Source organism: Ancylobacter lacus, assembly GCF_018390635.1.
GTDB classification, from domain to species: Bacteria; Pseudomonadota; Alphaproteobacteria; order Rhizobiales; family Xanthobacteraceae; genus Ancylobacter; species Ancylobacter lacus.
Map to the genome: position 1 here is coordinate 19,210 of NZ_JAHBGE010000066.1, position 25,217 is coordinate 44,426.

General features: G+C 69.7%; 27 protein-coding genes and 1 pseudogene. 11 read left to right on the top strand and 17 right to left on the bottom strand.

Features of this window, described 5'->3' with window-relative positions:
- Positions 1 to 12: 12 nt before the first annotated feature.
- A complete protein-coding gene (locus KHC27_RS16770; protein ID WP_213340545.1) occupies positions 13 to 1,023 on the bottom strand; it encodes an AAA family ATPase in 1,011 nt (336 codons plus the stop codon).
- Between the two features lie 191 nt (positions 1,024 to 1,214).
- On the opposite strand from KHC27_RS16770, the gene KHC27_RS16775 reads away from it, so the two are divergent.
- From KHC27_RS16775 to KHC27_RS16790, 4 genes are read left to right on the top strand one after another with little or no spacing between them, the layout of a single operon-like run.
- Positions 1,215 to 1,781 carry a DUF1285 domain-containing protein gene (locus KHC27_RS16775; RefSeq protein WP_213340546.1) on the top strand — a complete coding sequence of 189 codons (567 nt, stop codon included), beginning with the start codon at positions 1,215 to 1,217 and terminating at the stop codon, positions 1,779 to 1,781.
- A 13-nt stretch (positions 1,782 to 1,794) separates the two neighbouring features.
- On the top strand, positions 1,795 to 2,448 hold the full coding sequence (locus KHC27_RS16780; RefSeq protein ID WP_213340547.1) for a CoA pyrophosphatase: 654 nt from the start codon (positions 1,795 to 1,797) through the stop codon (positions 2,446 to 2,448).
- Positions 2,448 to 2,711, top strand: coding sequence for a DUF6111 family protein (locus KHC27_RS16785; protein WP_213340548.1), 264 nt, complete (start codon positions 2,448 to 2,450; stop codon positions 2,709 to 2,711). Before KHC27_RS16780 ends, KHC27_RS16785 begins: the two co-directional genes overlap by 1 nt.
- Positions 2,708 to 3,940, top strand: coding sequence for a CCA tRNA nucleotidyltransferase (locus tag KHC27_RS16790; protein ID WP_213340549.1), 1,233 nt, complete (start codon positions 2,708 to 2,710; stop codon positions 3,938 to 3,940). The genes KHC27_RS16785 and KHC27_RS16790 overlap by 4 nt, the downstream gene beginning before the upstream one ends.
- A 101-nt stretch (positions 3,941 to 4,041) precedes the next feature.
- Here KHC27_RS16790 and hemF read toward each other — a convergent pair whose 3' ends face one another.
- Positions 4,042 to 4,938 carry an oxygen-dependent coproporphyrinogen oxidase gene (hemF, locus tag KHC27_RS16795; protein WP_213340590.1) on the bottom strand — a complete coding sequence of 299 codons (897 nt, stop codon included), beginning with the start codon at positions 4,936 to 4,938 and terminating at the stop codon, positions 4,042 to 4,044.
- A gap of 240 nt (positions 4,939 to 5,178) precedes the next feature.
- Complete coding sequence (locus KHC27_RS16800; RefSeq protein ID WP_213340550.1) at positions 5,179 to 5,874, bottom strand: VIT1/CCC1 transporter family protein; 696 nt, start codon at positions 5,872 to 5,874, stop codon at positions 5,179 to 5,181.
- A 175-nt stretch (positions 5,875 to 6,049) separates the two neighbouring features.
- On the opposite strand from KHC27_RS16800, the gene KHC27_RS16805 reads away from it, so the two are divergent.
- Positions 6,050 to 7,915, top strand: a complete 1,866-nt coding sequence (locus KHC27_RS16805) for an ABC transporter ATP-binding protein (RefSeq protein WP_213340551.1) — start codon at positions 6,050 to 6,052, stop codon at positions 7,913 to 7,915.
- A 6-nt stretch (positions 7,916 to 7,921) separates the two neighbouring features.
- Here KHC27_RS16805 and KHC27_RS16810 read toward each other — a convergent pair whose 3' ends face one another.
- Positions 7,922 to 8,398: a tRNA (cytidine(34)-2'-O)-methyltransferase gene (locus KHC27_RS16810; RefSeq protein ID WP_213340552.1), complete on the bottom strand. Its 477-nt coding sequence runs from the start codon at positions 8,396 to 8,398 to the stop codon at positions 7,922 to 7,924.
- Between the two features lie 407 nt (positions 8,399 to 8,805).
- Between KHC27_RS16810 and petA the strand changes: the two genes are divergently transcribed.
- The 3 genes and pseudogenes from petA to KHC27_RS16825 all read left to right on the top strand — a co-directional run.
- Positions 8,806 to 9,366 (top strand): ubiquinol-cytochrome c reductase iron-sulfur subunit, encoded by a 561-nt coding sequence (petA, locus tag KHC27_RS16815; RefSeq protein ID WP_213340553.1) that lies wholly within the window; start codon positions 8,806 to 8,808, stop codon positions 9,364 to 9,366.
- Between the two features lie 25 nt (positions 9,367 to 9,391).
- Positions 9,392 to 10,624: a cytochrome b gene (locus KHC27_RS16820; RefSeq protein WP_213340554.1), complete on the top strand. Its 1,233-nt coding sequence runs from the start codon at positions 9,392 to 9,394 to the stop codon at positions 10,622 to 10,624.
- Between the two features lie 143 nt (positions 10,625 to 10,767).
- A pseudogene (locus tag KHC27_RS16825) lies at positions 10,768 to 11,493 on the top strand (cytochrome c1); the annotation flags it as partial.
- 106 nt (positions 11,494 to 11,599) lie between these two features.
- Here KHC27_RS16825 and KHC27_RS16830 read toward each other — a convergent pair.
- The 13 genes from KHC27_RS16830 to lgt form a co-directional block, all read right to left on the bottom strand.
- Positions 11,600 to 12,340 (bottom strand): endonuclease/exonuclease/phosphatase family protein, encoded by a 741-nt coding sequence (locus KHC27_RS16830; RefSeq protein WP_213340556.1) that lies wholly within the window; start codon positions 12,338 to 12,340, stop codon positions 11,600 to 11,602.
- Complete coding sequence (locus tag KHC27_RS16835; protein WP_213340557.1) at positions 12,337 to 12,813, bottom strand: MaoC family dehydratase; 477 nt, start codon at positions 12,811 to 12,813, stop codon at positions 12,337 to 12,339. Before KHC27_RS16835 ends, KHC27_RS16830 begins: the two co-directional genes overlap by 4 nt.
- Complete coding sequence (locus tag KHC27_RS16840) at positions 12,810 to 13,268, bottom strand: MaoC/PaaZ C-terminal domain-containing protein (protein WP_213340558.1); 459 nt, start codon at positions 13,266 to 13,268, stop codon at positions 12,810 to 12,812. Before KHC27_RS16840 ends, KHC27_RS16835 begins: the two co-directional genes overlap by 4 nt.
- A gap of 129 nt (positions 13,269 to 13,397) precedes the next feature.
- The gene (gene ychF / locus KHC27_RS16845) at positions 13,398 to 14,495 is read right to left on the bottom strand and encodes a redox-regulated ATPase YchF (protein WP_213340559.1); all 1,098 of its coding nucleotides are present in this window, start codon (positions 14,493 to 14,495) and stop codon (positions 13,398 to 13,400) included.
- 169 nt (positions 14,496 to 14,664) lie between these two features.
- Positions 14,665 to 15,267, bottom strand: a complete 603-nt coding sequence (pth, locus tag KHC27_RS16850; protein ID WP_213340560.1) for an aminoacyl-tRNA hydrolase — start codon at positions 15,265 to 15,267, stop codon at positions 14,665 to 14,667.
- A gap of 33 nt (positions 15,268 to 15,300) precedes the next feature.
- Positions 15,301 to 15,933: a 50S ribosomal protein L25/general stress protein Ctc gene (locus tag KHC27_RS16855; RefSeq protein WP_213340561.1), complete on the bottom strand. Its 633-nt coding sequence runs from the start codon at positions 15,931 to 15,933 to the stop codon at positions 15,301 to 15,303.
- A 196-nt stretch (positions 15,934 to 16,129) separates the two neighbouring features.
- On the bottom strand, positions 16,130 to 16,996 hold the full coding sequence (locus KHC27_RS16860) for a hypothetical protein (protein ID WP_213340562.1): 867 nt from the start codon (positions 16,994 to 16,996) through the stop codon (positions 16,130 to 16,132).
- 193 nt (positions 16,997 to 17,189) lie between these two features.
- A complete protein-coding gene (locus KHC27_RS16865; protein WP_213340563.1) occupies positions 17,190 to 18,143 on the bottom strand; it encodes a ribose-phosphate pyrophosphokinase in 954 nt (317 codons plus the stop codon).
- A gap of 161 nt (positions 18,144 to 18,304) precedes the next feature.
- On the bottom strand, positions 18,305 to 19,024 hold the full coding sequence (locus KHC27_RS16870) for a hypothetical protein (protein WP_213340564.1): 720 nt from the start codon (positions 19,022 to 19,024) through the stop codon (positions 18,305 to 18,307).
- A gap of 77 nt (positions 19,025 to 19,101) precedes the next feature.
- Positions 19,102 to 20,256: a M24 family metallopeptidase gene (locus KHC27_RS16875; protein ID WP_213340565.1), complete on the bottom strand. Its 1,155-nt coding sequence runs from the start codon at positions 20,254 to 20,256 to the stop codon at positions 19,102 to 19,104.
- A gap of 26 nt (positions 20,257 to 20,282) precedes the next feature.
- On the bottom strand, positions 20,283 to 21,062 hold the full coding sequence (gene pgeF / locus KHC27_RS16880) for a peptidoglycan editing factor PgeF (protein WP_213340566.1): 780 nt from the start codon (positions 21,060 to 21,062) through the stop codon (positions 20,283 to 20,285).
- Complete coding sequence (locus tag KHC27_RS16885) at positions 21,059 to 22,183, bottom strand: class I SAM-dependent methyltransferase (RefSeq protein ID WP_213340567.1); 1,125 nt, start codon at positions 22,181 to 22,183, stop codon at positions 21,059 to 21,061. The genes pgeF and KHC27_RS16885 overlap by 4 nt, the downstream gene beginning before the upstream one ends.
- On the bottom strand, positions 22,183 to 23,019 hold the full coding sequence (gene lgt / locus KHC27_RS16890) for a prolipoprotein diacylglyceryl transferase (protein ID WP_213340568.1): 837 nt from the start codon (positions 23,017 to 23,019) through the stop codon (positions 22,183 to 22,185). Before lgt ends, KHC27_RS16885 begins: the two co-directional genes overlap by 1 nt.
- Before the next feature lie 216 nt (positions 23,020 to 23,235).
- Between lgt and KHC27_RS16895 the strand changes: the two genes are divergently transcribed.
- The 3 genes from KHC27_RS16895 (at position 23,236) to proC (ending at position 25,178) form a co-directional block, all read left to right on the top strand.
- Positions 23,236 to 23,517: an accessory factor UbiK family protein gene (locus KHC27_RS16895; protein WP_213340569.1), complete on the top strand. Its 282-nt coding sequence runs from the start codon at positions 23,236 to 23,238 to the stop codon at positions 23,515 to 23,517.
- 294 nt (positions 23,518 to 23,811) lie between these two features.
- Entirely contained in the window at positions 23,812 to 24,309 is a 498-nt protein-coding gene (locus KHC27_RS16900; protein ID WP_213340570.1) for a type III secretion system chaperone family protein, read from the top strand.
- A gap of 44 nt (positions 24,310 to 24,353) precedes the next feature.
- Positions 24,354 to 25,178 (top strand): pyrroline-5-carboxylate reductase, encoded by an 825-nt coding sequence (gene proC, locus KHC27_RS16905; RefSeq protein WP_213340571.1) that lies wholly within the window; start codon positions 24,354 to 24,356, stop codon positions 25,176 to 25,178.
- Positions 25,179 to 25,217: the final 39 nt, after the last annotated feature.

The window sequence follows — 25,217 nt, forward strand, 5'->3', positions numbered from 1 at the left end:
CCTGCGTGTGCGTCAGCCGATGCGGGCGACAAGACGGGCGATGAGGCCGGGCACGGTCTCGCCATCGGCGCGCGCGGCGAAGGTGAGGGCCATGCGGTGCTTGAGCACGGGCTCGGCGAGGGCGGCGACGTCGTCCAGCGAGGGCGCGTAACGTCCGTCGAGCAGCGCCCGGGCCCGAACCGCGAGCATGAGCGACTGCGAGGCGCGCGGCCCGGGGCCCCAGGCGATGAACTTCGCCAGCGCGCCGGCATCGGGGCCGGGGCGTGCCGAACGCACCAGGGTGAGGATCGCCTCCACCACCGATTCGCCGACCGGCAGGCGGCGGACCAGGCGCTGGGCTGCGGCGAGATCCTCGGCCGTCATGACCGGGCGAGGCTTCGTCTCCTCGGAGCTGGTGGTGTCGAACAGGATGCGGCGTTCGGCGTCGCGGTCGGGATAATCGACGTCGATCTCCATCAGGAAGCGGTCGAGCTGGGCTTCCGGCAGGGGATAGGTCCCCTCCTGCTCGAGCGGGTTCTGGGTGGCGAGAACGTGAAACGGCTTCGGCAGGTCGTGGCGCTGGCCGGCGACGGTGACGTGGCCTTCCTGCATCGACTGCAGCAGGGCGGACTGGGTGCGCGGCGAGGCGCGGTTAATCTCGTCCGCCATCAGAAGCTGGGCGAAGACCGGGCCGGGGATGAAGCGGAAGGAGCGCCGCCCGCCCGCGCTCTCTTCCAGCACCTCGGCGCCGAGGATGTCGGAGGGCATGAGGTCGGGGGTGAACTGCACCCGGCGGGCGTCCATGCCCAGCACCGTGCCGAGCGTTTCCACCAGCTTGGTCTTGGCGAGACCGGGCACGCCGACCAGCAGCCCGTGGCCGCCGGAAAGAATGGTGATCAGCGCTCGCTCCACCACGGCCTCCTGGCCGAAGATGACCGCGCCGATGCCCGCCCGCGCCGCCCGCACATTGGCCGCCGTGGTTTCCGCGTTGCGGATGATCATGGCGTCGAGGGACTCGAAGTTCTCGCCCGTGGCCGTCGTCATGTCGCGCTCCCGATCCTTGGCTGGCTATGTTGCGCTGCAACAAAATGCTTTGCAAACACGCTATGCAGCGGCCGTGCCGGTTCATCCAGCAGGATGGCGGCATGTCCAGCTTACGCTATCTTGCCCTCACGTCGACCATTGGGCACGCCATCACGACTGCGCGACCGCACCGGCCTTTCTTGAAAAGAAGTATGAACACAGACAGTTATGCAGGACTCCAGGCACTTCTGGAGCGGGTCGGGACGGCTGGAGCGCGCGTTCCCGCTCCGGTTGAGAGCTGGAATCCGCCCGATTGTGGCGAGATTGGCATCAGCATCGACGCCGAAGGCGGCTGGTCCTATCTCGGTTCGCCGATCCAGCGGCCGGCTCTGGTGCGGCTGTTCGCCTCCGTCCTGCGACGGGATGGCACGCGCTACGTGCTGGTGACGCCAGTGGAGAAGCTCGGCATCTCGGTGGCCGACGTGCCTTTCGTGGCGGTGGAGATGGCGATCGAGCCGGGCGAGGCCGGCGAGGTGCTGGTCTTCCGCACCAATCTGGACGAACTGGTGCGCTGCGGTGCCGACCATCCCCTTCGTTTCGTCGTGGATGCGGGAAATGGCGGGCTGAAGCCCTATATAAGGGTGCGCGGCGATCTGTGGGCGCGGTTGAGCCGCGCGGTGGCGCTGGAACTGGTCGAACGCTGCGAGGAACGCCTCGTCCATGGGCAGCCGGTCGCCGGCATTGCCTCGGGGCCTGCGTTCTTTCCCCTGCCCGCCTGACGCCGGAGAGACGATGACCGCCCACATGCCCCCGCCCGCGCTTGCTCCCGCCTCGCTGGCCGGCTTTGTCGAGCGCGCCCGCGCCCGCCTCGCGGTCGACCCGCCGGTGAGCGGAGAGGCCGCGCGCGGCGACCATGACCTGACGCCGGAATTTCGCGCACTGGTCGATGCCCGCCCGGTGCGGGCGGCGGCGGTGCTGGTGCCGGTGGTGGCGCGGCCGGTTCCCACCGTGCTGCTGACGCTGCGCGCCTCGAACCTGCCGAGCCACCCCGGGCAGATCGCCTTTCCCGGCGGCAAGATCGAGCCCGAGGACGACGGTCCGCTCGGCGCGGCGCTGCGCGAGGCGCAGGAAGAGATCGGGCTCGACCCCGCTCTGGTTTCTCCGCTGGGCTATCTCGATGCCTATCTCACGCGCACGGGCTTCCGCATCGTGCCGGTGGTGGCGACGGTGGAGCCGGATTTCGGCCTCACGCTCAACCCGGGCGAGGTGGACGAGGCGTTCGAGGTGCCGCTGGAGTTCCTGATGACGCCGGCCAACCACCAGCGCCATTCCCGCGAGACCGAGGGGCTGCGCCGCACCTTCCACGCCATGGCCTATGAGAAGCGGTTCATCTGGGGCGTGACGGCGGGAATCCTGCGCAATCTGTATGAGCGGATGTATGGCTGATGCTGCGGGTCGCGCTCACCGAAATCCTGCTGTTCCTCGCCCCCTTTGCGCTGTTCGCGCTGTATCTGCGGTTCGGGCGCGGCATTGATTCGCTGCTGGCCGGCTGGTCCACCCGGTCGTTCGCCCTGTGCACCATTGCCGCCTTGCTGCTGGTGGCCGCCAGCCTCTATCTCTTCGAGGCCGAGCTGCGCGGTCCGACCCAGGGCCGCTACGTCCCACCGAGCTGGGAGAACGGCATCCTCGTGCCGGGACATTTCGAATGAACGCGTTGATCGAGGGCCATGCCGGGCTCTCCCGCCTGTTCGAGGCGCTGGAGGGCGAGGGCGAGGAGGTCCGCATCGTCGGCGGGGCGGTGCGCGACTGGCTGCTGGGCCGCGGCACCCGCTCCGACATCGACCTCGCCACCACCGCATTGCCGGAGGAGGTGATGCGCCGGGCCACCGTCGCCGGCCTGAAGCCGGTGCCGACCGGGATCGAGCACGGCACCGTCACCGTGGTGGCGGAGGGCGTGCCCTATGAGGTGACGACGCTGCGCGAGGATGTCGAGACCGACGGCCGCCGCGCCCGCGTCGCCTTCGGCCGCGACTGGTCGCACGATGCCGCCCGGCGCGACTTCACCATGAACGCGCTCTACATGACCCGTGCGGGCGATATCGTCGATCTCGTCGGCGGCCGGGCGGATGCCGAAGCGGGGCGGGTGCGCTTCATCGGCGACCCCGGCCAGCGCATCCGCGAGGATTATCTGCGCATCCTGCGGCTGTTCCGCTTCCACGCCGCCTATGGCCTTGGCCCGCTCGATCCGGCGGCGCGGGCGGCGGCGGTCGCGGGCCGCGAGGGGCTCGCCCAGCTCTCCCGCGAGCGGGTGCGGACCGAGTTCCTGAAGCTGCTGGCGGCGCCGCGCGCGGCGGAGACGCTGGAGGAGATGGCCGGCGCCGGCCTGCTGGAGCCGGTGCTCGGGCCGGCGGCGGGCCGGCCGGATGTCGCGGCGGCGGGGCGGCTGGCGGCCATCGAGGCGGCGCTGGGCCTGCCGGCGGACCCGCTGCGCCGGCTGGGCGCCCTGCTCATTCACGAGGCGGACGACCTCGAGCGCACGCGCGAGGGGCTGCGGCTCTCCAACGCCGAGGCGAAGCGGCTGGCCCCGCTGGCCGACGCCCGGCTCGCGCTTGACCCCGACACCACCGATCTCGAGCGCTGCGCCGCGCTGTACCACATGGGGGCGGAAGCCTATCGCGACCGGGTGCTGATCGACTTCGCCCGTTCCGCCGCGTCCCCCCCCGATGTCGACTGGGGCGATCTCGCCCGGCTGCCGGAGCTGTGGAGCCCGCCGAAATTCCCCATCAATGCCGGCGCTTTCCTCGCCCGGGGCATCCCCCCGGGCCCGCAGGTGGGCGCCACGCTGCGCCGGGCGGAGGCGCTGTGGATCGAGCGCGGCTTCCCGGAGGACCCGCTGTCGCTGGTGGCGATCGCCCGCGACGCGATGGAGCCGGCCTGAGCCAAGAGATATCGCGAGGCTTCTACCTCGCGAGGTCGGACATCGGCACCTCTGGATGGCAGGCGCTCAGCCTGCCATACCTTGGGTTGCCCGGCTGTCCTTCACGGCCACTTCACCACCGGGGGCATGGAGGAGAGGATCGAGTCGACATTGCCGCCGGTCTTCAGGCCGAACACCGTGCCGCGGTCGTAGAGCAGGTTGAACTCGACGTAGCGGCCGCGGCGGATGAGCTGTTCCTCGCGGTCCGCCTCGGTCCACGGGGTGGCGTAGTTCTGCCGGACCAGATGGGGGTAGATGTCGAGGAAGGCGAGGCCGACGTCGCGGGTGAAGGCGAAATCCGCCGACCAGTCGCCGCTGTCCAGCCAGTCGTAGAAGATGCCGCCGATGCCGCGCGGTTCCTTGCGGTGGGTGAGCCAGAAATATTCGTCGCACCATTCCTTCAGCCGGGGATAGTCGGCGACGTCGTGGGGCTGGCAGGCCGCGCGCATGGCGGCGTGGAAGGCGATCGTGTCGGGGTCTTCCTGCGTGCGCCGGCGCTCCAGCACCGGTGTCAGGTCGGCGCCGCCGCCGAACCACGCCTTCGAGGTGACGACGAACCGCGTGTTCATGTGCACGGCCGGCACGTTGGGGTTCGTCATGTGGGCGATGAGGGAGATGCCGGTGGCGTGGAAGCGGGGGTCTTCCTCGGCGCCGGGAATCTGTTTCCGGAATTCCGGGGCGAACTCGCCATGGACGGTGGAGCAGTGCACGCCGACCTTCTCGAACACCCGCCCGCGCATCACCGACATCACCCCACCGCCGCCGGGCGCACCGGAATGGTCGGTGCGCTGCCACGGCGTGCGCACGAAGCGGCCGGGCGCGCCGGGGTAGAGATGGTCCGGGGCATCGGCCTCCACCGCCTCGAAAGCGGCGCAGATGCGGTCGCGCAGTTCCTCGAACCAGGCGCGGGCGAGCGCCTTGCGCTCGTTCAGGGTCTCGGGCGTGCGGGCTTCCGGCATAAGGTCTCGCGGAGCTGGGGTGGCGACGTTCAGCATCGGGCCTTCCTCTCGACGTCGGTTCGCGACGGCCCGAAACTTCACGCCTTTCGAGGCGCGGGCCTTGATCCGACGCAAGGCGGCCGGCTTTTTCGACACCGCGGGGGCACCCGTCCCCCGACTTAGGCGGGGAGCGCCGCCGGGGCAAGCTCTGCCGTCCTCTTCCGCGGCGTTCCGCCTGCCGGGGTTGCCGCGGTGGGCCGCTCAGATCACCGTGCCGGACACCGCGCCGATGGCATAGGTCGCCGCCATCGCCAGCGCCCCCCAGAAGGTGACGCGTATGGCCGCCTTCAACGGGTCCGAGCCGCCGGCCTTGGCGCCTGCCACCCCCAGCACCGCGAGGAATCCGAGCGCCGCGGCCGAGACCGTGACCGGCAGCGCCCCCTGCGGCGCCACCAGCACGGTGGCGAGCGGCAGCACCGCCCCGCCCGCGAAGCTCGCCGCCGAGGCGAGCGCCGCCTGCACCGGGCGCGCCGTGGTGATCTCGTTGATGCCCAGCTCGTCGCGGGCGTGGGCTTCCAGCGCGTCACGGGCGGCGAGCTGCCGCGCCACCTCGTCCGCCAGCGCCGGATCGAGGCCGCGGGCGACATAGAGCCCAACGAGTTCGGCATGCTCGCCGACCGGGTCGGCGGCGAGTTCCGCCCGTTCGCGGGCGAGGTCGGCATGTTCGGTGTCGGCCTGTGACGACACCGAGACATATTCACCCGCCGCCATCGACATCGCGCCCGCCACCAGCCCGGCAATGCCGGCCAGCAGCACCGCGCCCTGGTCGCTGTCCGCCGCGGCGACGCCGACGATGAGGCTCGCCGTCGAGAGGATGCCGTCATTGGCACCGAGCACGGCGGCACGCAGCCAGCCGGCCCGATCGACGAAGTGGATTTCCTGGTGGCCGCGCGGCATGTCGTTCTCCTGATCTGACCGAGCCTTACGAGGCTTTCATGTCCGTTCGATGATACCGTTCGGCCCGATGCTCGCGCCGCCGCCGCATGCTGTTCCCTGCAACGCCGCGCGCCTTTGCCACAGGGCGGGCTTACCCGACACACTGGCGCCGCATCGGCGGCGCAAAAGGCCCGCCATGTTCACGCGGCTCTTCACCTTCTTCGAGAATCTGGTCGATCCGTTCCGTCCCGCGGCCATCGTGCGGCCGCCGGAGCAGCTCGGGCGGTTCTACTGGCACTTCGTGCGGCAGACCGGCTGGGTGTTCGTCGCCGCGCTCGGCGCCGCCTTCCTTGTCGCGCTCATCGAGGTGTCGCTGTTCCGCTATGTCGGGCAGATCGTGGACCTCCTGCAGGGTTCCTCGCCGCAGACCATCTTCGCCGACCATGGCCGGCTGATGCTGTGGATGGCGTTCGTCGTGGTGGTGGCGCGGCCCTGCGCCAATGCGCTGCACGACGTGCTGGTTCGCCAGACCATCACCGCCAATGTGGGCAGCCTGATTCGCTGGCAGTCCTACCGCTGGGTGATCCGCCAGAGCCTCGCCTATTTCCAGGGCGACTTCGCCGGTCGCGTCGCCAACCGGGTGATGCAGGCCGGCCCGGCGCTGCGCGGCTCGGTGGTCGAGGTCATCGATGCGCTCTGGTACGTCACCGTCTATGCCGTGAGTGCCGTCATCCTGTTCGCCGAGGCCGACTGGCGGCTCGCGGTGCCGATGGTGCTGTGGATCGGGCTCTACATCTTCGCGCTGTCGCGCTTCGTGCCGAAGGTGCGCCAGCTTTCCAAGGCGACCTCGGGCGCGAACTCGATGCTCTCCGGCCGCATCGTCGACAGCTACACCAATGTGATGACGGTGAAGCTCTTCGCCCATGGCGACCGCGAGGACGCCTATGTCCGCGACGCCCTCGAGGCCCACAATAGCGATTTTCGCGCCCAGCAGCGGCAGATCACGCGGATGGCGCTCACCATCAGCGTGCTGAACAGCGTCATGCTGGGGGCGGTCGGCGCGCTCGGCGTGTGGCTGTGGTCGACCGGGGCGATCAATCTCGGCGCCATCGCACTCTCCACCGGGCTCGCCATCCGCATCACCAACATGTCCGGCTGGATCATGTGGGTGGTGACCGGCGTGTTCGAGAATGTTGGCACGGTGCAGGAGGCGATTCTCTCCATTGCCCAGCCCCATACCGTCGTCGACACCGTCAAGGCGCCGGCCCTGCAGGTGCCGCGGGGCGAGATCCGCTTCGAGCAGGTCTCGTTCCATTACGGAAAAGGCGAGGGAGTCATAGAGGGGCTGGACCTCGTGCTGAAGCCCGGCGAGCGGGTCGGTCTGGTCGGCCCGTCCGGTGCCGGCAAGTCGACGCTGGTGAGCCTGCTGCTGCGCTTCTACGACCCCGAGCGCGGCCGCATCCTCATCGACGGTCAGGACATTTCCACGGTCTCGCAGGAATCGCTGCGCGCCGAGATCGGGGTGGTGACGCAGGACACGTCGCTGCTGCACCGCTCGGTGCGCGACAACATCCGCTATGGCCGCCCCGAGGCCGGCGAGGAGGCGATCGCCCTTGCCGCGCGGCGCGCCCATGCCGACGCCTTCATCGGGACCCTGGTCGACCCGCAGGGCCGGCGCGGACTCGACGCCCATGTCGGCGAGCGCGGGGTGAAGCTGTCCGGCGGCCAGCGCCAGCGCATCGCCATCGCCCGCGTGCTGCTGAAGGACGCGCCGATCCTGGTGCTGGACGAAGCGACCTCGGCGCTCGATTCCGAGGTGGAGGCGGCGATCCAGTCCAATCTCGACGAGCTGATGGCGGAAAAGACCGTCATCGCCATCGCCCACCGGCTCTCGACCATCGCCCGCATGGACCGGCTGGTGGTGATGGAGCATGGCCGGGTGGTGGAGACCGGTACCCATGCCGAGCTGGTGGCGCGCGGCGGGCTTTACGCCCGGCTCTGGCAGCGCCAGTCCGGCGGCTTCCTCGATGCCGAGGGGGAGGAGGCCGAGGCGGCGGAATGAGCGGGCTCAGCCCGCCGGAGCCGCCGGCCACGCCCCCACCTGCCGCAGTGCCTCGCCGAGAATCATCGCGCCGGCCAGAGCGACGTTCAGCGAGCGCGCGCCCGGCGCCAGCGGGATGACGATGCGCGCATCCGCCGCGCCGTGCACCGCATCCGGCACGCCGGCGCTCTCGCGGCCGAGCAGCAGCAGGTCGCCGGCGGCGAAGGCGAAGCCGGTATAGGGTTGTGAGCCGCGGGTCGTGCACAGCACCAGCCGGCGGCCTTCGCTCCGGCGCCAGCTCTCGAAGGCGGCGAAGGAGCTGTGGCGTCGGATCGCCGCGCGGTCGAGATAGTCCATGCCGGCGCGGCGGAAGCCGGCATCACCCACAGGAAAGCCCGCGGGCTCGATGATGTGCAGCGGCACGGCGAGGCAGGCCGCCGCCCGGGCGAGGGTGCCCGCGTTCTTGGCGATGTCAGGCTGGTAGAGCGCGAGCGCGGGCGGCATGGCTGGAACCTTCAAGGGCGCCCGGTGAGAGGCGGAGGGTGCCACGTCCGGGATGCGGTTCTGTGGCGATTCACCGCGGGGATGACGCGGCGGCAGCGCCGTGCGGGAGTCAAGGTGCTGCCGCCGGGCAAGGCAGGACTCACTGACGCACTGCCGCGATCTGGACAAGGGGCAGCGACGATGCAATTAGAGGCGGTCGAAGGTACGTGGCTTCGCGTTGGCGGCGCTGCGTCACCGGCCTCGCGGCGCGCGGGGCCCTGACGGCGTCTCCCGTCTCCCGGGACGGCGCCGGACCCCGGTTCAGGGGGTGGCGTCCGGTTTCGCGGGCCGCGTCCCGTCCGCCGGGTGCCCTGGGGGTGCGCCGGTCGTGGGGTGGAACGGCGCAGTCGAGGGAAAGGGAACCGAACGTGGCATCAACCGAGACGGCGGAAACCACTCGCCGCGACTTCCTGTACATCGCCACCGGGGCGGTCGGCGCGGTCGGGGCGGCTGCGCTGGTATGGCCCTTCATCTCCCAGCTGCAGCCGGACGCCTCGGTGCTGGCGCTCTCCTCCACCGAGGTCGACCTGACCCAGGTCGCCGAAGGCCAGATCATCACGGTGAAATGGCGCGGCAAGCCGGTCTTCGTGTGGAACCGCACGCCGGACGACATCGCCAAGGCAAAGTCCGTCCAGCTCTCCCAGCTCATCGACCCGGTGGCGCGCAACGCCAATCTGCCGGCGGATGCGCCGGCGACCGATGCCAACCGTGCCGCGGCCGATCGCGAGAAGTGGCTGGTGGTGATCGGCATCTGCACCCATCTCGGCTGCGTCCCGATCGGCCATTCCGGCGAGTATGACGGCTGGTTCTGCCCCTGCCACGGTTCCGAGTATGACAGCGCAGGCCGCGTGCGGCGCGGACCGGCGCCCGAGAACCTTGCGATCCCGCCCTACAGCTTCGTGTCCGACACGAAGATCTCCATCGGTTGATCCGGGTTCAAGGGACGACATCACCATGAGCGGACACGCGACATTCGAGCCGAAGAACCCGGCGCTGAAGTGGTTCGAGAGCCGGCTTCCCCTGGTCGGGCTGCTGCATTCCTCCTTTGTGGCGTATCCGACGCCGCGGAACCTGAACTACTGGTGGACCTTCGGCGGCATCCTGTCGCTGATGCTGGTCTGCCAGATCCTCTCCGGCGTCGTGCTGGTGATGCACTACACCCCGCATGTCACGCTCGCCTTCGACTCGGTCGAGCACATCATGCGCGATGTCAGCTATGGCTGGCTGCTCCGCTACATCCACGCCAACGGCGCCTCGATGTTCTTCATCGCGGTGTACATCCACATGTTCCGCGGCCTCTATTACGGGTCCTACAAGGCCCCGCGCGAGGTGCTCTGGATCCTCGGCGTGATCATCTACCTCCTGATGATGGCGACCGGCTTCATGGGCTACGTGCTGCCGTGGGGGCAGATGAGCTTCTGGGGCGCCACCGTCATCACCAATCTGTTTTCCGCCTTCCCGGTGGTCGGGCCGACCATCGTCGAGTGGCTGTGGGGCGGCTTTGCCGTCGACAACCCGACGCTGAACCGGTTCTTCTCCCTGCACTACCTGCTGCCCTTCATGATCGCGGGCGTCGTGATCCTGCACGTCTGGGCGCTGCATGTGGTCGGCCAGAACAACCCCACCGGCGTCGAGCCGAAGACGCCGAAGGACACCGTGCCCTTCACCCCCTACGCGACCATCAAGGATGGCTTCGCGATGGTGTGCTTCCTGCTCTTCTTCGCCTGGTTCGTGTTCTACATCCCGAACTATCTCGGCCATGCCGACAACTACATCCCCGCCAACCCGCTGGTGACCCCGGCCCACATCGTGCCGGAATGGTACTACCTGCCGTTCTACGCGATGCTGCGCTCGGTGCCGGACAAGCTCGGCGGCGTGCTCACCATGTTCGGCGCGATCATCGTGCTGTTCTTCGTGCCGTGGCTCGACACCTCCAAGGTACGCTCGGCGGCCTACCGCCCGCTGTTCCGCCAGTTCTTCTGGATCTGGGTGGCGGTGTGCATCGGGCTGGGCTGGCTCGGCTCCAAGCCGGCGGAAGGTGGCTATGTGATCGCCGGCCGCATCCTGACCATCTGGTACTTCGCCCACTTCCTGATCATCCTGCCGCTGCTCGGCCTGTTCGAGAAGCCCCGGCAGGTGCCGGCCTCGATCACCGAGGCGGTGCTCGGCAAGACGAAATCGGCGTGAGCGGAGCAGGAACGATGAACATGCGCTTTGCTTCCCTCCGCTCGCTCTCCTTCGGCGTCGTGACCGCGGTCGCGATGCTGGCCGCGGCCCCGGCGGCGTTCGCCCAGGAAGGCCACGGGGCGCCCAAGCCGCACCGCGAGAGCTGGACCTTCGCCGGTCCGTTCGGCAAGTTCGACCGCGCCCAGGTTCAGCGCGGCTTCCAGGTGTTCCGCGAGGTGTGCTCCTCCTGCCATGCGGCGCACCTCTTCGCCTTCCGCAACCTGGCCCAGCCGGGCGGCCCGGAATTCTCCGAGGCGCAGGCCAAGACGGTGGCCGAGGCCTACAAGGTTCAGGACGGCCCCAACGACGCCGGCGACATGTTCGAGCGCCCCGGCCGCCTGTCGGACCATTGGCCCTCGCCCTTCCCGAACGAGCAGGCGGCCCGCGCGTCCAATGGCGGCGCCTATCCGCCGGACTTCTCGGTGCTGGCCAAGGCGCGCACCTATGAGGTCGGCTTCCCGGGCTTCCTCATCGACATCGTGCGCCAGTATCAGGAGCAGGGACCGGATTACATCCATGCCCTGCTGAACGGCTACAAGGACGCTCCCGAGGGCGTCACCGTGCCGGAGGGCGCCTATTACAACGAGTATTTCCCCGGCCACGCCATCAAGATGCCGCCGCCGCTCTCGGCTGACCAGGTGACCTACACCGACGGCACGCCCCAGACGGTGGACCAGTATTCCCGCGACGTCACCGCCTTCATGATGTGGCTCGCCGAGCCTCACCTCGAGGAGCGCAAGCGCATCGGCTTCCAGGTGATGATCTTCCTCATTGTCTTTGCCGGCCTGCTCTACTTCACCAAGAAGAAGGTGTGGAAGAGCGTCCACTGAGACCAGCCTTCGGCGCAGTATGGATCAGGGCCCCTCACGGGGCCCTTTTTCGTTGAGGTGGTGCTGAAGAACGGCGGGCGTCGCCCGGGCCGGGCATCCCGGGTCCTCACGCCCGAGCGAGGGTGAGGACGAGCCCGTTGCGGTCGGACATGTTCATGCCCGCCGCAGTCTTCCGGGACAGTGTGGCGCGTGCCTCGCAGCGCCAGCGCGGACCGTGGGCGAGGTGCTCAAGGCTGCGGTCCGGCGTGTCGTCGGCTGCGCCTGGGGCAGGCGGCAGGGGAGCCTCGGTCGCGACCGTGTAGCCGCGTCCCAGCAGGCCCGCCAGCTTCTGGTGGACGCGCAGCGGCTGCGTCTGGCGGGGCAGGTGCTGGTTGAAATCCCCCACCAGCAGCTCGGGGCCGCCGCCCGCTTCCGGAAGAAACCGGCCGAGCGCATCGAGATAGTCCTCGTGCTCCTTCCATCTGGCTCTGCCGCGCTCCCGCATGCCGGCGCCGCTGTAGGGGATGCACAGGCCGGCGATCGACACGGGGCCAAGGCAGGTTTGTGTCCGCGCGTGGACGAAACGGCCCGGCGGCAGGTCGGGATGGCCGACATCGTCCGCCTCCGTCCAGGGCGAGCGGCTCCAGAGCACGACCTTTCTTACCGCCGTCTTCGCGGGCCCGTATGGAAAGGGCGAGCTGGTGACGACATGGCCGGGCGGCAGCAGGTCGGCAGAGGCTTCGGTGAGGCAGATCAGGTCGGCGTCCACCCGGTGCAGCCCGTCGCGGATTGTGCGGCCCCGCGGCGTCCCGAGGCTGGCCCTGTCCGCGGTCCAGACCAGAACGCGCAGCGTGGCGGCGGGGCTCACGCCTCCACACGTTCCACGAACACGCAGTTGGTGAATTCGAAGGCGAGGCGGCCGTACTGGTTGGTGCCGGTTTCGTGGGTGAAGACGAGGCCCCATTCCGGCCGGCTCGCGCTCGGCTTTTTGGCGGTGACCTCGCTGACGAACGAGATGGTGTCGCCCGGTCGCACCGGTTTCAGCCAGTTGAGGTTCTTGAAGCCGGGGGAGGGGCCAATGCGGGGGGCGCGCTCGCCGCGGGCACGGAGCTGCTCGTGCAGCCGGGCCTGGGCCGCGGCCCGCAGCCGGGCCCAGACCGCCGCGGTGTGCCAGCCGGAGGCGGCGAGGCCGCCGAAATGGGTGCGCATGGCCAGCAGCGGATCGATGTGGAACGGTTGGGGATCCCACGAGCGGGCAAACGCGATGATCTCGTCCTCGAAGAAGGTGTGGCTGCCAAGCTTTTCCGTATCGCCGACCGCGATGTCCTCGAAGAACCTCATGCCAGCCGCGCCCCGGGGTTGCGCCGCCCGAACAGCAGGGTTCCCACCAGTTCGAACACCGCGGTGCCGGCACTGTCGAGCAGCTCGAAACGGAACTTGACCAGCCCCATTTCCGGCCGGCTCTTCGAGGCGCGGGTCTCCAGCACCGCGCGGCGCAGGCTCAACACCGCGCCGGGATGCACGGGCTGGAGGAACCGCGCCTCCTCGATGCCGGGCGAGCCAAGGCACTCGGCCTTGAGCAGCAGCCCGTCGGTCAGCAGGCGCTGGAAGATGGCGCAGATATGCCAGCCGGAGGCGGCAAGGCCCGCCAGCGGCGTCGCCGCAGCGGCGGCATCATCAAGGTGGATCGGTGTCGGGTCGAAGTCGCGGGCGAAGGCGAGTATTTCCTCGCGCCCCACCACATAGCGGCCGCAGCTCGCCACATGGCCTTCGTGGAAATCCTCCCAGAACAGCATGGACGGCGGCGCTCTCCCTGCGGGCTACGGTGGGCGGCTGTTCGGCGCCGCCCTCGCGGCGGATGCGACTCCGCCTGCAGCCGATCTCACGGGAGGCCGGCGCCGGCGTCAAGCGGCTGCAGCCCCGCCTCAGGTGTTGAAGCGGAAATGCAGCACGTCCCCATCCGCCACGACATATTCCTTGCCTTCCAGCCGCAGCCGGCCGGCATCGCGGGCCCCGGCCTCGCCATTGCCGCGGACATAGTCGTCGAAGGCGATGGTCTCGGCCCGGATGAAGCCCTTCTCGAAGTCCGAGTGGATGACGCCCGCCGCTCCCGGCGCCTTGGTGCCGGCGGTGATGGTCCAGGCGCGGGCTTCCTTCGGGCCTACGGTGAAGTAGGTGACGAGCTTCAGCAGCTCGTAGCCGCTGCGGATGATGCGGTTGAGGCCGGGCTCCTCCAGCTCGATGGCCTCGAGATAGTCCTTCTGTTCGGCCGCCGGCAGCACAGCGATCTCGCTTTCGATCTTGGCCGAGACCACCACCGCCTTGGCGCCCTCCTCGGCGGCACGGGCGAAGACCTCGCGGGACAGCGCGTTGCCCTCGCGCGCGGAGGCCTCCTCGACATTGCAGACATAGAGCACCGGCTTCGAGGAGAGCAGGCCCAACATACGGAACGCCTTCTCCTCCTCCGGCTTCACCTCCACGAGGCGCGCGGGCTTGCCCTCCCGCAGCAGCACGAGGGCGCGGTTCATGAGGTCGAGCAGTTCGCGGGCATCCTTGTCACCGCCCTTGGCCTTCTTCTCGAGAGCTGCGGCGCGCTTTTCCAGGCTTTCGAGGTCGGCGAGCATCAGCTCGGTCTCGATGGTCTCGATGTCGGAGAGCGGGGCGAGCTTGCCCTCGACGTGGGTGACGTCGGAATCCTCGAAGCAGCGCACCACATGGGCGATGGCGTCGCATTCGCGGATATTGGCGAGGAACTGGTTGCCGAGACCCTCGCCCTTGGAGGCGCCGCGCACCAGCCCGGCGATGTCGACGAAGGTGAGGCGGGTCGGGATGATCTGCTGGGAACCGGCGATCTTCGCCAGCGTCTCAAGGCGCGGATCGGGAACCGCGACATCGCCGACATTGGGCTCGATGGTGCAGAACGGGTAATTCGCCGCCTGCGCCGCCGCCGTCTGGGTGAGGGCGTTGAAGAGAGTCGACTTGCCGACATTCGGCAGGCCGACGATGCCGCATTTGAAGCCCATGGGGGAAGACCGTCAGGTAAGGGTTGCTGTGCTGGGAGCGTGGTAAGGCCCGGGCGCGCCGACCGCAATCCCCGCCGTGCCGGCAAGACGGGCAAGGGCGTGGCCCGTGAGCCTGCTGCGCCCGGTTTCGCGCGGCCGACCTATCGCCGGCGTCGGCGCGGCGCCGGGTTCAGCCCTTGTGCGGGGCCGCGGGATCGATGCCGCGCGCCTCGAGAAGCAGATGCAGCCGGCTCTGGAACTCGTCGACCTTGCGCTGGATCAGCAGCTCGGCCAGCTCGGCGCAGCCGTCGCACACAGCCTCGACCCAGGGCTGTTCCGCCTTGGCGAAGTCGTTCAGCACGAAGTGGGTGACCAGCGCCTTGTCGCCGGGATGGCCGATGCCGAGCCGGACGCGGGCGTAATCATTGCCGCAATGGGCGGTGATGGAGCGCAGGCCGTTATGCCCGGCATTGCCGCCGCCGGTCTTCACCCGCACCTTGGCCGGCGCGAGGTCGAGCTCGTCATGGAACACCACCACGTCGCCGAGCGCGATCTTGTAGAAGCGCTGGGCCTCGGCCACGGCGCGGCCGCTCTCGTTCATGTAGGTCTCGGGCAGCAGCGCCAGGACCTTTTCGCCGGCAATCTCGCCCTCGCAGGCGGCGCCCTGGAAGCGGCGGCGCCACGGCGAGAACCGGTGGCGGCGCACGATCGCGTCCACCGCCATGAAGCCGATATTGTGCCGGTTGCCGGCATATTTCGGGCCGGGATTGCCGAGCCCCGTGAAGAGGAACATCAGGCAGGCTCCCGGCCAGAAACGCGTGTCAGATCACTTCTTGCCCGGGGTCGCCGCGGCGGCCGCAGCAGCAGCGGCCTCGTCAGCCTCGGCTTCCTTGAGGCCCGAGGGAGCCGCGATCGTGACGAGGGTGTCGTCGCCATGGCCGGCCCAGGTCACGCCGGCGGGCAGCGCCACCTGCGAGAGGTGGATCGAATCGCCCAGCCCGGCCTTGCCGAGATCGACGGTGATCGCCTCGGGAATGGCGTCGGCCGGCACGTTCAGCTCCACCGTGTGGGCGACGACGTTCAGCGTGCCGCCGGCTTTGATGCCCGGAGCGGTCTCGGCGTTGCTGAAGTGGACCGGGACGTCGACGGTCAGCGTGGCGCCGACGGCGACGCGCAGGAAGTCGACATGCAGCGGCAGGTCCTTCAGCGGGTCGAGCTGGTAGTCGCGCGGGATCACGCGGTGCTTCTCGCCCTCGACATCCACGTTGAACAGCGTGGTGAGGAAGTGGCCGGCATAGATGGTGCGGGTGATCTCGGTGTAGTCGAGCGTGATGCCGAGAGGGGCCTTGCCGTCGCCATAGATGACGGCGGGCACGCGACCGGCGCGGCGTTCTGCACGAGCGGCCCCCTTGCCGACCTTCGTGCGCGCCGACGCCTTCAGTTCCTTGATGGCGGTCATGGGCTATGTTCCTTCATGGGTCATGCCCAACGAAACAAGGCCGCTTTCGCGGCCCGTCACGTCAGGCGATCGAGGTTCGACGTCGCCCGACGCGCCTCCAGGGGTGCGGATAGGCCGGACGACGGCGGGCTCATAGCAGCAAAGCGCCGGCGGGGCAATCTTCGCAGGGGCCGGCGGCCCCGCCTCGAGGGGCCTTCTAGAACTTGCCGAGGATGCCCGCCTTCACCGTTTCGGTGCCGGTGGTGCCGATGGTGCGCGCGTGCTCCACCGAGAAGAAGCGCTCGAACGGTCCGAGCGGGCCGCGCAGTTCCACGGATGTGTTCACGCTCGACTGGTTGGCGAGCTCCGCCGACATGCCCAGCGTTTCGCCATCCGGCGTGAGCGGCACCTTGTAGGTGCTGCCGATTGCCGAGCCGTCGGAGAGCGAGACGGCCGATCGGCCGGCAGCGGCGCCGACATTGCCCGTGCCATAGATCACGAGGCTGTCGAGGGCGTAGTCGATGCGGCCTTTCACCTCGCCCGACGCGCCGCCGGCGGACGCGGCCAGTGCCGAGGAGACCGGCGCGTTGGCGGAAACGCTGGTGCTGACATTCACGCTGGCCGGGCCGTGGGAGAGATCGAGGCTGGTCGGCAGTGTGCGCTTGGCCGACGTGGTGGCAGAACGGCCGGCTGCGTTCTTTATCACCTGCTCGGCCGGCGTCGGCCCCTCTGTGGCGGGGGTGGGCGGCACGAAGCCGCCGAGGGTCGACCAGACATAGCCGGGATCGGGCGATGTGCCCGCTTCACCCGCGGCGGGAGAAGCGCTGTCCGCCGGCGCGCCCTGCTGGGGCGGGGGCGAGACGGTGATGGTCATCGGCGTGCCGTCACTGGCATCGTGATCCTCGGCGGGGGCCTCCGCATTGGCGACGGCGTCCTCATAGGGGCTCGCGCTCTCGACAGGAGCCGGCGCCTCGGCCGGGTCGAGTATGGCGATGCCCGCCCAGGGGTCGACGGCAGGCTGGTCAGCATGGGCGGGCGCTGTCACGGAAAGCGCCAGCAGGGCGGCAAGCAGGGGGCGCTGCATCCGACCTCCTTCGTGTCGTTCAAGCCTCACGGCAGATTCGCCACGAAAAATGGACCGAAAAAGGCAGCCGCCTGGAACACTCGCCGGGAAGGGCAATTCCCCGGCCGTTCCATGGAGAAGCCGGAAGACCAGCCGACTGAGATGACTCGGCTTTTGTCGCCGCCATGCGCCTCGCGCAGGGCTCGCTGGCGACTTAGTCGAACAGGCCGGAGACGCTTTCTTCATGCGCCGTACGGCTGATGGCCTCGCCGATCAGCGTCGCGATGGAGACGACGCGGATGTTGCGGGCGACGCGCACGGCCTCGGTCGGCTGGATCGAGTCGGTGATCACCAGTTCCTTGAGGTTCGACGCGGTGACGCGGGCCACCGCGCCTCCCGACAGCACGCCATGGGTGATGTAGGCGTAGACTTCGAGAGCGCCGCGGGCCAGCAGGGCATCGGCCGCGTTCACCAGCGTGCCGCCGGAATCGACGATGTCGTCGACGAGGATGCAGCGCGTGCCCTCGACGTCGCCGATCACGTTCATCACCTCGCTCTCGCCGGGACGCTCGCGGCGCTTGTCGACGATGGCGAGGCGGGCGTCGATGCGCTTGGCCAGCGCCCGGGCACGCACCACGCCGCCGACATCCGGCGACACCACGGTGATGTTGGAGAGGTCGAAGCGCGACTTGATGTCCTGCACCATCACCGGAGCCGCAAACAGATTGTCGGTCGGGATGTCGAAGAAGCCCTGGATCTGGCCGGCATGCAGGTCCACCGTCAGCACGCGGTCGGCGCCGGCGTGGGTGATGAGGTTGGCCACCAGCTTGGCCGAAATGGGGGTGCGGCCGGAGGAACGGCGGTCCTGCCGGGCATAGCCGAAATAGGGCAGCACGGCCGTGATGCGACGGGCGGAGGAGCGGCGCAGCGCATCGGTGATGATGAGCAGCTCCATGAGATTGTCGTTGGTCGGGAACGAGGTCGACTGCAGGATGAAGACATCCTTGCCGCGCACATTCTCCTGGATCTCGACGAAGATCTCCATGTCGGCGAAACGCCGCACCACGGCCTGCGTCAGCGATGTCGAGAGATAGGCGCCCACCGCCTCCGCCAGGGGTCGGTTGGCGTTGCCGGCAACGATTTTGATGGATCCGTTATTGGTGGACATTCCGGCGCGCTCCAAGCCGTCCTATCGGCGCGAGGGCCGTCGCTTGGCCGTCGCGAAGCCCTGATAGGCGGGCCGGGCGACGGTGTAAAGCCGGGGAATGCCCGCTCTCGTCGTGCCCGGCGCGTGAGGGCAGAAGCCCGTGCTCCCTGCGTCCGGCTGCCTCAGGAGCGCGGCGCCAGCGCAAGGGCCGCCGGGGCGTCGGCGATTGCCGTAGCGTCTGCCGCAGCGGCAGAGGCCGCCGCCCCGACCGAGTCCGACCCGTCCTCGGTCGGCGCAATCTCGACCGCGCCGTCGACGGCGGCCGGCTCGTGGGCAGCAGGTGCCGCCGAGGTCTGAGCAGGGGCCGCATTGCCGTCGGAGGCATCGGCGAGCTGGGCCACGATGCCGTCGAGGCCCTTGGCCGCGATCCGGTCGAGTTCGGCCTGGTCGAGCTGGTCCCACACGTCGTCGCCGCTCCCGACCTGCTCGGTGCCGGCGACCCGCATCACGCGCACCCGGTCGGTATCGTCGAACACGTCCCAGGCCCAGTCCACGGTGCCCTTGCCATCCTCGACGCTGGCGGCAAGGTATCCCCGCACGCGGTAGGTGGCCGCGCTCTCGCGCGAGACGACATCGATCTGCCGTCTGGTCGCGCCCGTGCCGAGGCTGTTAACCAGCTTGGCGAAAACCGGCTGGGGCGGGCCGTCGATCGACTCGAAGGCGACGGTTTTGCCTGTGGAAACCGGCGCCATCGCCGTCACCGGGGCACCGGAGGTGGCGCTGGCCGAAGGGCCGGTAGCGACGGGTCCGCGGGTCGTCTGGCATCCGGCCATCGCCAGCGCGGCAAGCGCCGCGAGCATGGGAAGGACCGGAAAGCCTAGGCCGCGCGACGCGTCGTTCATCCACCATTCCCCACTTCCGGCGCTGTGGCCGCGCGGATGCCGCGTGGCCACAGCCCTTGGTTAAGGAATGGTTAAGGCTATTTAACCAGCAGGTCCAGCGGGGCGGGGGTGAGGCACTCGTTCCCTTCAACCGTTACGAGAAACGTTCGGCCAAGGCACATCGCCGTGCCCGTGGCGCTGTCCATCAGGATCATATGGGCGAACATCACCATGCCGGGCTCCAACAACCCGTCATTGTCCGCGTAGAACATCGGCGGGTCCATCCAGGACGGCGTGAACTTGGCGCCAAGCGAGTAGCCGCAGGCGGCGAGCCGATGTTCGGCGAGGCCGTGGCCGTCCATGACATGGGCATGGGCGGCGAACACCTCCCCCGCCGTGCGTCCGGGCACCAGCGCGGCGGCGCAGGCCTCCATCGCCTGCCGGGCGGCGGCGAACAGTTCCAGATGGCGGTCGCGCGGCGGGCCGACGACCACGGTCTCCATCATCGCGGCGTGGTAGCGGCGATAGGCGCCGGCCCATTCCAGCGTGATCTGGTCCTCGCTCTCCAGCCGCCGCCGGCCGGACTTGTAGCGGCAGAGCAGCGCGTCGCGGCCGGAACCGATGATGAACTCGTTGGCGGGGTAGTCGCCGCCGCCCTTGAACACCGCCCCCTGCATCGCGGCGAGCACGTCGCCCTCGTCCATGCCGGGGCCGACCATCTCGACTCCGGCGCGGCGGGCGTCGAGAGCCAGCCGGGCAGCCTGCCGCACATAGATGATCTCGGCGGCGGACTTCACCGCGCGCAGCCTGTCCACCAGCCCGGAGGCATCCTCCAGCACGGCAAAGCCGTCGAAGGCGGCGTCGAGCCGGCGGCCATTGGCGGCGGTGAGGCCGTAGCTGTCATATTCGACGCCGATGCGGGCGCCGGAGGTTACCCCGAGATCCGCCAGCATCGCGCGAAGCTGCTGCTGCGGGGTGGAGTCCTTGGCGTCTCGCCAGACCCGGATGTCCTCGATGATCGAGGTGTGCTGCGCCTGCCGCAGGTCGGCCGAGCGGGTCAGCAGCGCCAGCCGGCCGTCGGCCCCGCACCACAGGGCCTGGAAGAAGCAGAAGCCGAACGTGTCGTAGCCGGTGAGCCAGTACATCGATTCCTGCTGGAACATCAGCAGGCCGTCGAGGCGGCGTCCGGCGATCTCGGCGAGCAGGCGCTGGCGGCGGCGTTCGAATTCGGCTTCGGTGAAATGCAGGGTCATGGGCCAGCGCTCTGTGGTGGCGGGGGTCAGTCGAGCACGATCGCGGCGATCAGCCGGCCATAGTCCGGCTCACCCTGATGCGTGGCACGACGGTAGCTGAAGAATCGTCCGGCATCGGCATAGGTGTCGAGGCCCAGATCGTCGATGGTGCCGACGCCGGCCCGCTCCAGCCGCGCCGCGATGTAGCCGGGCAGATCGAACAGGGCGTGCCCGGCCGTGGTGGAGGGTATGAAGAAACGGGCGTTGCCGACGTCCAGCGCCGTGAGCCTGTCGACGAATTCCGGCCCGACCTCGTAGCTGGGCTGGCGGATCAGCGGGCCGATGGCGGCGACGATGCGGGTGCGGCGGGCGCCGAGCTCCTCCATGCGGGCCAGCGTGCTCTCCAGCACGCCGCCGACGGCACCTTTCCAGCCGGCGTGGGCAGCACCGACCACCCCCGCCTCGGAATCGGCGAACAGCACCGGCCCGCAATCGGCGATCGACACGCTCACCGCGATGCCAGGCGTCGCGGTCGCCACCGCATCGGCATGGGGGCGGGCCTCCCACGGCGCGTCGACGGCGACGCAGTCCGGCGAATGAACCTGGTAGCAGGTGAGGAAGCGGGCCGGCTCCACCCCAAGCGCTGCCGCCATGCGGGCGCGGTTCTCGGCGACATGGGCGGGGTCGTCGCGCGATCCGGTGCCGCCGTTCAGGGCGCCGTAGATGCCGCCGGAGACGCCGCCCTGTCGGGTGAAGAAGCCGTGGCGGATGCCCGGCAGCTTCGCCAGCGCGGGCGACTCGATTCGTGCAGGTGACTCGCTCTTCATCCGGCCTCTCCCTCGGTCGTGTCGTCGGCGGAAAAGCCCGCCACCTCGCCGAGCGCAGGGTGCGCCAGGGCGAGGGCCTTGAAGAGCGCGCCCATGCCCTCCGGCCCGGGGCCGGCCAGCCGGGCCACGGCGGCGTCGATCCCCGCGGCGGCGGCGGGCTCGGCGCCGCGCTTCAACCGTTCGGCGCGCGCCTCCAGCCCGAGCCGGCGCAGCAGCTCGCCCTGGCCGATCGGGCCGAAGCTGGAGGCGCCGGCCAAGCGGGCGCTACGGGCGAGGGCGGCGAAATCCACATGGGCGGTGAGGTCCGCCTCGCCGGGATGGGCGAGGGGGTCGTCGAAGCCCTGCCGCCAGATCGCCTGCAGCGTGTCGCCGAAACCGCCGGCATGGCCATAGTCAACCAGCAGCGCGGCCCCGCCGCTTGCGGCCAGCCGCGCACCGAGAGCCGCGGCGATGGCCTCGCCGGGCGGGCAGGTCTCCAGCAGGGTGCCCGGTCCGGCCGGGCCGAGCCGACGGGCAACCGCCGGCGGCGGCACGACCGGCGACAATCCCCAGCGCAGGTTGCCCGCCCCATCCGTGCCGACACGGCGTTCGGCGAAACCCGTCGCGGTGCGCTGGTACTGCCGGATCGGCAGGGCGTCGAAGAACTCGTTGGCCAGCAGCAAGAGCGGCCCGGGCGGCAGGTCTTCCAGCCGGTCGGCCCAGGAGATGCCGCCGCGCGCGATCTCCTCGGCCAGCGTGGCCGCCTGCCGCGCGCGCAGCCGCGGCGAGGCCTCCACCAGCACGATGCGCGCCGCTTCCCGCAAGCCGGGGACCCGACGCGTGGCCCGCAGCATGTCGCTCATCATGGTGCCGCGGCCGGGGCCGAGCTCGGCCAGCACGAAGGCCGTGGGCTGCCCGAGCCGCAGCCAGCCATCCGCCGCCCACAGCCCGAGCAGTTCGCCGAACATCTGGCTGATCTCCGGTGCGGTGACGAAGTCGCCCGCGCGGCCGAAGGGCTCGGCATTGGTATAGTAGCCATGCTCGGGGTCGAGCAGGCAGGTCCGCATGTAGTCCTCGACGCTGAGCGGGGCGCCGCCGGCCTCAATGAGCGTGGCGATGCGGCGGGCGAGCGGGGTCGGCATCAGGGCGTCGGCCGGGCGTCGGGCACAGGCCGGCGCCGTGCCCTCAGGATGAGCGTCGCCCCGACCGCCAGCATGGGCAGGGACAGCAGCATGCCCATGGTGAGCCAGCCGCCATAGAGATAGCCGAGCTGCGGATCGGGCTCGCGCACGAATTCCACGGTGATGCGGGCGCAGCCGTAGAGGAACACGAACAGGCCGGCGACCGTGCCGGGCCGGCCGAGCGCGCCGCGGCGCACCGCCAGCATCAGCATGGTGAAGATCAGCAGCCCCTCCAGCCCGGCTTCATAGAGCTGGCTGGGATGGCGGGGAAACGGCCCGCCATGGGGAAAGACGAAGGCCCACGGCACGTCGGTTATCCGGCCCCACAGCTCGCCATTGATGAAATTGGCGAGGCGGCCGAGGAACAGGCCGATCGGCACCACCGCTGCGGCGATGTCCAGCATGGAGAGCAGCGGCAGTCCGCGCCGCCGGCAGAACAGCGCCATGGCGAGAATGGAGCCGAGGAACCCGCCATGGAACGACATGCCGCCATGCCAGACCGTGAGCGCGTCGAGGGGATGGGCGGCGTAATAGCTGAAGTTGTAGAACAGTACGTAGCCGATGCGCCCGCCCAGGATGACGCCGAACGCCACCCACACCACCGCATCGTCGAACGCTTCCGGCGGGATGGCGGGGCGTCCCCCCCACAGCGCCTCGCGCTCGCACAGCCGCTTCGCCAGCCACCAGCCCAGCATGAGGCCGGCGACATAGGCGAGCGCATACCAGCGGATGGCGAAAGGCCCCAGCTCGATCAGCACCGGATCGATGTTCGGGAAGGGGAGCGCGAGCAGCGGCATGGCATCCTTCGTTCTCGATCGCACGGCGCGGGCACGGGCCGCGGGGCACGCGGCATGGCCGTGTGCTCATGCCTGCGTCGCGTGGCCGGATCAAGACAGATGCGTGCCTGCGCCTCCGTAAATCCGGGGTGGATGGCCTGCTGCCCTTGCGAAGCGCGAGGCGAATGCCCATTGTCGCGCCACAGGCGTTGTGCGTTCGGCGCCCCGGAGATGACCATGACCCAGACCACCGGCCGTATTTTCGACGACTTCGCCCGCTTGATGAATGACGCGGCAGGCGTTGCGACCGGCGTGCGTCGCGAGGCGGAAAACGTGATGCGCTCTCAGGCCGAGCGCGTGCTGCGCGAGCTGGACGTGGTGACCCGCGAGGAGTTCGACACGGTGCGCGACGTTGCCGTCGCCGCCCGCGAGGAGAGCGAGCGTCTGGCCGCGCGCGTGGCCGAGCTGGAGGCCCGGCTGGCCCGGCTCGAGGCCGCGGCCGCGGGCACGACTGTTTGAGAATTCACGGGTCTGCCCTCTTTCTCGGGTGGTTGCCGCCGGGCGGGGGTGGTGCCCTGTGGATGCAGCGGGCTCCGGCGCTGGTCGTGCTTGCCCGCCGCCGCCGAATCCCGGACCTTTCCATCCGTGGTCGTCCTGCACGGCGGCCACGGCCAACGGTCGTAGCGAGGTAACGATCCTGCGCGGTATAGTGGTTGGCGAAGCGATTCGATTGCCGATTCAGGCGGTTCGCTGGACTGATCGTCGCGTTGCGTGCGTTCGACCCTCCCCGCGCCAAACCTCGCGAGGTCGAGCATGACCTATACTGACTTCGAGACTGAGACCCGCCTCAATCCGCTGGATCTGGTCGAGCGCATGGCCGCGCTCAACGAGTGGTCGTTCGAGCGTTCCACCGAGGACGAGATCACCATCTCGCTCGAAGGCCGCTGGACCGACTGCCACGTCTCCTTCCAGTGGATGGACGAGATCGAGGCGCTCCATGTCGCCTGCGCCTTCGACCTGAAGGTGCCGGAGAAGCGCCGGACCGAGGTGCTCCGCCTGCTCTCGCTCATAAACGAGCAGATGTGGATCGGCCATTTCGACCTCTGGTCGAAAGAGGGGGTGATCATGTTCCGGCACGCCCTGCTGCTGGCCGGGGCGGAGGCGACCGACCGGCAGTGCGAGGCGCTGATGGAATGTGCGGTCACCGCGGTGGAGCGCTATTTCCCCGCCTTCCAATTCGTCGTATGGGCGGGCAAGACCGCCCGCGAAGCGATGGACGCGGTGCTGTTCGAGACCGTCGGCGAGGCGTGAGGCCGGTGGCTCCGCCCGCGTCTCGCGCTTTCGGAGATTTGGACATGGCCGTTCTTTCCGACATTCCCGGCCGGGTGCTGCTCGTGGGCGCCGGCAAGATGGGCGGTGCGATGCTGGAAGGCTGGCTCGGCCTCGGTCTGGAGCCAGCCAAGGCGGCGGTCATCGATCCCGCTCCGCCGCCGGAAGTGGCAGCGCTGCTGGAGAGCCGGAACGTCGCGTTCAACCCGCTGAACGGCGGCGTGCCCGCCGTCATGGTGCTGGCGGTGAAGCCGCAGGTCGCTCCCGAGGTCCTGCCCCGCGTCGCCGCTCTGGCGGGGCCTGAGACGCTGGTCGTCTCGGTGATGGCCGGGCGGACGCTGGCCTTCATGGAGTCCTTTTTCGCCCCCGGAACGGCCGTGGTGCGCTCGATCCCCAACACGCCGGCCGCGATCGGGCGTGGCGTGAGCGTGGCGGTGGCCAATGGCGCGGTGACACCGGCCCAGCTCGACACGGCCGACGCTCTGCTGCGGGCGACCGGCGGGGTGGAATGGGTGGCGGACGAGGCGTTGATCGACCTCGCCACCGCTGTCTCCGGCTCGGGCCCCGCCTATGTGTTCCTGCTCGCCGAGGCGCTGGCGCAGGCGGGAGCGGCTGTCGGCCTGCCGCCCGACCTCGCTGATCGGCTGGCGCGCCAGACCGTGGCGGGCGCCGGCGAGCTCATCGCCCGCTCCGGCATCGATCCCGCCACGCTGCGCCGCAACGTCACCTCACCCAACGGCACCACCGCGGCGGCGCTGGCGGTGCTGATGGACGAGGTCAGCGGGTTCGGTCCGCTGCTGACCGGGGCGGTCGCCGCCGCCGCGCGCCGCTCGCGCGAACTCGCCGGCTGACGTGGAAAATGTCGGGCGTGCCTTCACCTTCCGATCCGC